The 5,212-nt window shown below is 66.1% G+C and carries 5 protein-coding genes and 1 pseudogene; 4 read left to right on the forward strand and 2 right to left on the reverse strand.

Annotation, left to right across the window (positions count from 1 at the left end):
• The 3 genes and pseudogenes from A9X03_RS30275 to A9X03_RS14560 all read left to right on the forward strand — a co-directional run.
• A pseudogene (locus A9X03_RS30275) lies at positions 1–162 on the forward strand (TetR/AcrR family transcriptional regulator); the annotation flags it as partial.
• A gap of 128 nt (positions 163–290) precedes the next feature.
• On the forward strand, positions 291–1,001 hold the full coding sequence (locus A9X03_RS14555) for a TetR/AcrR family transcriptional regulator (RefSeq protein WP_067759431.1): 711 nt from the start codon (positions 291–293) through the stop codon (positions 999–1,001).
• A gap of 96 nt (positions 1,002–1,097) precedes the next feature.
• Positions 1,098–3,098 carry a hypothetical protein gene (locus tag A9X03_RS14560; RefSeq protein WP_067888170.1) on the forward strand — a complete coding sequence of 667 codons (2,001 nt, stop codon included), beginning with the start codon at positions 1,098–1,100 and terminating at the stop codon, positions 3,096–3,098.
• A gap of 141 nt (positions 3,099–3,239) precedes the next feature.
• Here the strand turns inward: A9X03_RS14560 and A9X03_RS14565 are convergent, their stop codons facing one another.
• Positions 3,240–3,602 (reverse strand): PAS domain S-box protein, encoded by a 363-nt coding sequence (locus A9X03_RS14565; protein ID WP_067759437.1) that lies wholly within the window; start codon positions 3,600–3,602, stop codon positions 3,240–3,242.
• Positions 3,603–3,923: 321 nt separating this feature from the next.
• Here A9X03_RS14565 and A9X03_RS14570 point away from each other — a divergent pair, with 321 nt between their 5' ends.
• Positions 3,924–4,397, forward strand: a complete 474-nt coding sequence (locus A9X03_RS14570) for a DUF1772 domain-containing protein (protein WP_156675780.1) — start codon at positions 3,924–3,926, stop codon at positions 4,395–4,397.
• A gap of 29 nt (positions 4,398–4,426) precedes the next feature.
• On the opposite strand, the gene A9X03_RS14575 is transcribed toward A9X03_RS14570, so the two are convergent.
• A partial coding sequence (locus A9X03_RS14575) for a methionine--tRNA ligase (protein WP_156736913.1) occupies positions 4,427–5,212 on the reverse strand: 786 nt, incomplete at its 5' end.

Consider the following 5,212-nt stretch of genomic DNA (forward strand, 5'->3'; position numbering starts at 1 on the left):
CTGGACGACCCGGAACGGTTCCTCACCGACCTGGAAAAGTGCTGGATGCTGATCTTGGGTGGGATCTTGCAACCGGACCGGGCCGATTACTTCAGCCAATTCCTAAGGCGGCGAGCGGCGCTCGCCGTCAACTCCAGTTCGAGCGACCAAGGCTCGCCTTAGTGCCGACCAGGTTGAGCAGACTGCCCGCCAGCCGCGGCAGCGGCTGCTAACGTTGGACGTCTTGCGGTGGATGTGAACCCACATCAATGACTCCGCGCACCCGACGCGACTCCGGAGGTGCAGAGACAGTGCCGCGCCAGGTCCGATCCGAAGCCACTCGGCGGAAGATCATCGACGCCGCGATCGAGGTGTTCGGGGAAGTCGGGTATGCCGCCGCCGGGTGGGGGGCGATCATCGAGCGGACCGGGATGACCAAAGGCGCCCTGTATCACCACTTCGATTCGAAGGAATCGCTGGCGTCCGACATCCTCAAGGAAGGCTCCGAGAGCCTGCTCACGGCATTCGGGAACGTGTGCAAGTCTTCGTCGCCGGGGCTGGAAAACCTGCTACACGGCGCCTTCACCATCGTGGTAGTGCTCAACTCGGACAAGACCGTTCGCACGGCCGAGCAATTAGCCTGTGCCTTAAGCGGATTGAACGAGGCCGCGGGGGACTTCTATGCCGACCTGGCGGTGAAGATCGCTGATGAGGCCAGGCGGGCCATCAGCGAGGGAGACCTCCGCAAGGACGTCGACCCCAAGGTGCTCTCCGAGTTCCTCGTTGGAGCCATGTTCGGAACGCGACTGGTATTCAATGCGATAACCCGTCGTGAACCCAATAGGGGAGGCCCCGTCGACATCGGCGGTCGCCTGCGTCAGATCTTGGAGCTCCTGCTGCCCGGCACGGTGACCGAGGCGTCGTTGCCCTATTTCCAGCAGTTCCTCGGTCGCGAAGTCATGCGTCATGCCCCGGCCATCGCGGCCCGCCCCGACGCCGACACGGAACCCCTGATCGGCTAGAGCTCCACGGTCGCGCGGTCGGGCCGGATGCGCCACACCCGCTTTCGCGGCCATCGAGACGGCGAATCAGTAATTGAGGTTGACGCGCATTCCACAATGCATACTGTTCCGGTGATGTACCGGAGACGTCTGGGCAAAGTGGTCGCGCTGGCCGCGGTGGTTGGGTTTTTGGTGATGAGCGCCCCGGCGTCGTGGGGTGCGCCCGGCGAACCGGCTACCGCCGCGGACTCGCCGACGTTGTCGCTTACCGACATCGGGTCCGCTCCCACCCTGGAATTCTGGGGGGTGACGAGTACCCAACAGCTCACCGTGCCGGTGCTGCATGGCCTGACACCGACGGCACTGAACGCCACCGTCGAGATGCCGATCAATCTGCGGTCCGGGGTGCTCACTGTCACGCAGGGCGAGCGCACCATCGCGCGGCTGAATTTGCCCTCCACCGATCAGGCCCCAATCGTCATTCCCCTGGCGGGCGCGGAGGTCAACGACAATTGGCTGTCGGTGACGCTGCGTTCGTACGTGGTGCCATTGGACGGATACTGCCTCTACCCGTGGAGCCCGCTGCGCCTGACCAACGGGTCGATCACCTACACCGGGGTCGAACTGCCGCCCACCACGGTGGCGCATTTCCTGCCGCCGGTGCTGCGCAAGCTTTCCATCTACCTGCCGCCGTCGCCCTCGCCGAACGAGTCCGATACGGCGGTCCAACTGGCCGCCTCCACCGCCTCGCACTACGGCCGGCAGACCCCCGAGATCGCGGTGATTCCGCTGGCCGAAGGGCAGGCCGCGCCGCCGGCGCCGCCGCAACCGCTGGAACGTCAGATCGTCGTCAAAGAGGGCCCTGACAACGGGCTTTCGCTACAAGGCGCCTCGGGTGTGCCGTGGTTGCTCATGTCCGGACCGCTCGGCCAGTCGGACGAATCGAACACGGCGGTGTTGTTCAACGACGTCTCGCAGTTGGCGCTGTCTTCCAAGGCGGCGGTGGAACAGCTCAAACCGAGCGTGCAGCAACTCGGTGGCAGCGTGACGTTGCGCGAGTTGGCGCAGCCCGTTCTCAACTCGACGTCACTGCAACCGCGGGTGTCGATCGGAATCGACCAAACCCGATTCGCCAGATCGGTGCACAACGTGCGCGTGCATCTGCAGGGTTCCTACACCCCGACACCGGGGAACGTCGGCGGTCAGATCGCCGTGACCATCGGCCCCGAAACCATCGACCACTGGCCGACCGACGGCCACGGCACCATCGACCGCTGGATCGATGTGCCGGACCGACTGCTGCAGCGCTACACCAGTATTGATCTGGTCCTCGACGTCGCCGCCAACACCGGGCATTGCGGCGACTTCTACACCGCCGGGCCGGGGAGTCAGCTCCTGACGCTGAACATCAACGGCGACACCACAATACAGAGCGACCCGGCAGCCCCGCCGGTGCCGGACGGCTTCCAATCGGTGCCGCAGTCGTTGATGCCCCGGATGCAGGTGGGCATCGAGGCCCACTCGTTGATAGACACGGTGCGGGCGGTCGGCATCGTGGTGGGCCTTCAGCGAATCAGCGCCGTGCCGCTCTACACCACGGTCACGACCGCGCAGCAGGCGATCGACTCGTCGGACCCCGCGATAGTGATCTCCGCCGACGGGTGGAACCACTCCAATGTCGCGCTTCCGGTGGCTGCCGGGCCGAGCGGGCCCATCACCGTCAATGCCGTCCAATCCGACGGCAAGCCCGCCAAACTCACACTCGACCCAGATCTCCGGTTCGCCTCTCTCCAAGTGGTTTTCAACCGCGGCAGGTCGCTGTTGGTGGCGACATCAAACGGGGCGCCGGGGCAACTCGACGAGTTGCTGCGGTGGCTCAGCGGCGATAACAAGCGCTGGCAACGACTCAAAGGCGCCGCGGTGGTGTCCGCGCCGGGCGGGCAGGACCCGGTGACCGTCGAGCACTCGCCCTCGGCCGGTGGTCCGACCGCGGCGTCGCAGGGGCACTCCGACCTCGGCTGGCTGTGGTGGTTCGGCGCGGGCTGGGTTGCGGTGGCCATCGTCGGCGGCGGGGTGATCCTGTGGCGCACCAGGCGCGAATCACGGCGGCGGCGTTAGCGTCTGCGCGTAACCGCGCGTCCCGTGCGGCCGTCCAGCACGAGACCTGATGCCCACCAACAGGTTTCGCTTACATCGACGACCGACCGCAGGACGTCGACGCGTTCCGGCCAATGATTTCCCGGGCCTGCCGCGTCCCCGCTAGCGGTCCTCCTGCCACAACTGCTCGGTCAGATCCTGGAACGCCGCGAGCACGAACTGGTCGTCGGCGCGCATCGCCGCCGACTTGCTCATCAGGGCGCGCACCACCGAACCGTCCTTGTGCGCCAATTCGACCACCATGTTCGCCAGGGAATGAACGACGGATAACAACGAATCCGAGGCCGGTGCCTGATGGAAGATCTGGTGGAACTTCAGCTCCAACACCTCTTCCCGGTCATAACCCATCATCTCGGCGAACGCGGCGTTGGAAAACAGGATGGTGCCGTCATTCTCGATCGCCAGCACCGGGATCGGGATCCGCTCGAGCACAACCAGTGCCGGCAGCTGTTTCAGGGTCGTCATCGGCGAGTCACCCTCTTGCCGATTGCGTCGTCGGTCCACCGGCCGATTATGGCGCATAACATAGGCTATACACAGGCCTTCGAGCAGATGCCCGCCCAGGATTGGCGCCGTATTTCGTTTCCCGCTCGCCGAAGGCATCCCTGAACACCTTCGTCGGCCCGCTCGCGCACCGGGTCGGTGATCGGCCGGCGGCGCGCGGTCCGGAGGCGCGCCGACGTCGACATCGGTGACGTCGTGTTAGCGGTGGCACAGAAGATAGCAACGCTATTGACAGCCGCGCTCTCGAGGGTTAGCGTTGCTAGCACCTACGGGAGATGAGGAGTGTGCGCCATGGTCGCCACCGTTTTCGCGGTCGTCGCGGTGCTGGGTACCGGGGTGGTCTACGGCACCGACGTGTTCTGCGCGATGGTGCTGAGGCCCGCGATGGCCCGCATCGACGATCGGGCCCTGCTCGCCGTTGCCGGCAACATCCATCGCTATGGGGATCGACGGATGCCGGTACCCGGCGTGCTCGGCCTGGCGGCGGCGACGATCAGCCTGGCATTCGCCGCGGCGTCCGGCCGCTGGGCGCAAGCCGGCGCGGCCGGCGCCGCCGTCCTCCTGCTGCTGGCGTGGCTGCTGATCTACCTGCGGGTGAGCGCGCCGATCAACCGGCAACTCATCGCAGGCGCGGATCGACCCGAGTTGCCGACCGATGCTCGTGCGCTGCAGCGCAACTGGGACAGAGTGATCACCACCAGGGCCACCCTGCAGGGCCTCGCCGTCGCGGCGCTGTGCCTGGCAATGTCGGTGTGAAGCTGGTGGCGCGCTCGGCTCGCGAGCGGCTAGTCGGCTTGGTAGCGGGGGAAGACCCCGGTCGGCGCCGGGAGCGCCGTGCCGGGGGTCAGCCGTTTGCCTATCGCGTCGAAGCTGCGCTGTTCGGGCGCCTGGCCGAGCAGATCCAAAAGCTTGCCCGCCGATTCGGGCATCACCGGCTGGATCAGCAGCGCCGCGATGCGAACGGCCTCGCAGGTTGTGTAAAGCACTGTCGCGAAACGAGTCTGGTCCGCCGCGGAGTCGCTCTTGCGTAGCACCCACGGCTGCTGGGCGGAGAAATATCGGTTGGCGGCGCCCAGCATCAGCCAGATCGCTTCCAATGCCAAGTGCATGGCCTGCCCGTCGAAGGCGGCGCGCACGCGGTCCAGCAGGCCGTCGGCCGTCGCCAGCAGTTCGGCATCTTCGGCGGTGAATTCACCGGGCGTCGGCACCACCCCGTCCAGGTTCTTGGCCACCATGGACAGCGACCGCTGGGCCAGGTTGCCCAGCTCGTTGGCGAGGTCGGTGTTGATGCGCGTGACGATGGCGTCTTCGCTGTAGCTGCCGTCCTGGCCGAAGGGGACCTCCCGCAACAGGAAATAGCGCAACTGGTCCACGCCGAACGTCTCGGTCAGCGCCACCGGGTCGACGATGTTGCCCACCGACTTGCTCATCTTCTCGCCCCGGTTGAGCAGGAACCCATGCGCGAACACCCGGCGCGGCAGCTCGATCCCGGCCGACATCAGAAACGCCGGCCAGTAGACGGTGTGGAACCGGATGATGTCCTTGCCGATCATGTGCAGGTCGGCGGGCCA

The organism is Mycobacterium sp. E1715 (assembly GCF_001667625.1).
Taxonomy (GTDB): Bacteria; Actinomycetota; Actinomycetes; order Mycobacteriales; family Mycobacteriaceae; genus Mycobacterium.

Excerpts from the sequence above, each read along its gene's own strand:
- A9X03_RS14560 (WP_067888170.1), top strand. The coding sequence starts at position 1,098 with ATGCATACTGTTCCGGTGATGTACCGGAGACGTCTGGGCAAAGTGGTC.
- A9X03_RS14565 (WP_067759437.1), bottom strand. The coding sequence starts at position 3,602 with ATGACGACCCTGAAACAGCTGCCGGCACTGGTTGTGCTCGAGCGGATC.